Annotated in this window: 2 protein-coding genes; both read left to right on the top strand. The window is 76.0% G+C overall.

Translation table 11 applies throughout. The annotated features are described in order from the left end of the window. On the top strand, positions 1-475 hold a 475-nt coding region (locus E3T48_RS01830), incomplete at its 5' end, for an ADP-ribosylglycohydrolase family protein (protein WP_174844118.1). Then, positions 468-1,314 (top strand): PfkB family carbohydrate kinase (locus E3T48_RS01825; RefSeq protein ID WP_134522181.1); only part of this gene is annotated, 847 nt, incomplete at its 3' end. The genes E3T48_RS01830 and E3T48_RS01825, both read left to right, overlap by 8 nt.

Genomic DNA, 1,314 nt, shown 5'->3' with positions numbered 1-1,314 from the left:
CGCGGTCGGCGCGGCGGTGAGCGCCGGGGTGGGCGGGGCCACCCGCGAGAACGCCGTCGCGGCCGCCATCGCCGCCGCCGAGGAGGGCGAACGCCGTGGGCACTGGGTGGCCGGGGCGTCGATTGCCGCGCGCATCCGCTGGGCCGTCGGTCACCTCGCCGGGCTTCACCCGGACGACCATGCGGATGCCGTGTGCGCCCTGATCGGGACTTCGGTGGCGGCGCAGGAGTCCGTGGTGGCCGCTCTCGCGCTGGCCGCCGTCTCCCCCGACCCCTGGGGAACCCTGTGCCTCGTGGCGGGCCTCGGCGGGGACACGGACACCATCGCCGCGATCTGCGGGGCGGTGCTGGGCTCGGTCCACGGTCTGCAGGCCTGGCCGCCGGCCGAACTGGACACGCTCCGCAGGGTCAACGACCTCGCCCTGGAGCCACTGGTCGACGCTCTCCTCGCGCTGCGCAGGGCGCACCATGGCTGAGCATCCCCGCCTGGTCTTCACCGGCAACGTCATCGTCGACGTGGTGCTGACCATCGACCGGCTGCCCGAGGCCGGCGGCGACACCCTCGCATCCTCGTCCCGGCTCACGGCCGGCGGCGGCTTCACCGCCATGGCCGCCGCCAGACGCGACGGACTGCCGGTGACGTTCCCCGGCCGGCACGGGCAGGGGCCGTTCGGCGACATCGTGCACGCCGCGCTGCGCGCAGAGGGCATCGAGGTCACCCAGCCGGCCCTCTCCGGCCTCGACAGCGGCTACTGCGTGGTCCTGGTCGACGGTTCCGCCGAGCGCACCTTCGTGACCTGGGTCGGCGCCGAGGGGCGGCTGGGCCGGGCGGACCTCGACCTGGCCGCGGTGCGCGCCCAGGACCTCGTGTACGTGTCGGGGTACAGCCTCGCGCATCCGCTGAACGCCGCCGCGATCCCCGGCTGGCTGCACGACCTGCCGCCCGGCACCCGGGTGATCACCGACCCGTCTCCGCTCATCGCGACCCTCGACCGGTCCACCCTCGCCGAGGTGATGGCCCGCACCGACGTCTTCCGCGCCAACGCGCGCGAGGCCGGGGTTGCGAGCGGAGAGGACGGGCCACCTGCCGCGGCCGCCCGCCTGGTCCGCCGCATCCGCCCCGGCGGCTTCGTCGTCGTGCGCGACGGCCCGAACGGATGCTGGCTCGCCGGCGACCAGCTCGGACCGTTCCCCGTGCACGTGCCCGGTTTCGCGGTGCCCGTCGTCGACACGACCGGCGCCGGAGACACCCACTGCGGGGTCCTCGCCGCCGCGCTGGCCCGGGGGCTGACGCCGCAGCAGGCCGCCGTGCGGG

It is taken from the genome of Cryobacterium fucosi, assembly GCF_004403515.1.
Lineage (GTDB): Bacteria > Actinomycetota > Actinomycetes > Actinomycetales > Microbacteriaceae > Cryobacterium > Cryobacterium fucosi.
The sequence above is the reverse complement of the archived record's forward strand: the minus strand, read 5'-3'. Positions and strand labels throughout refer to the sequence as shown.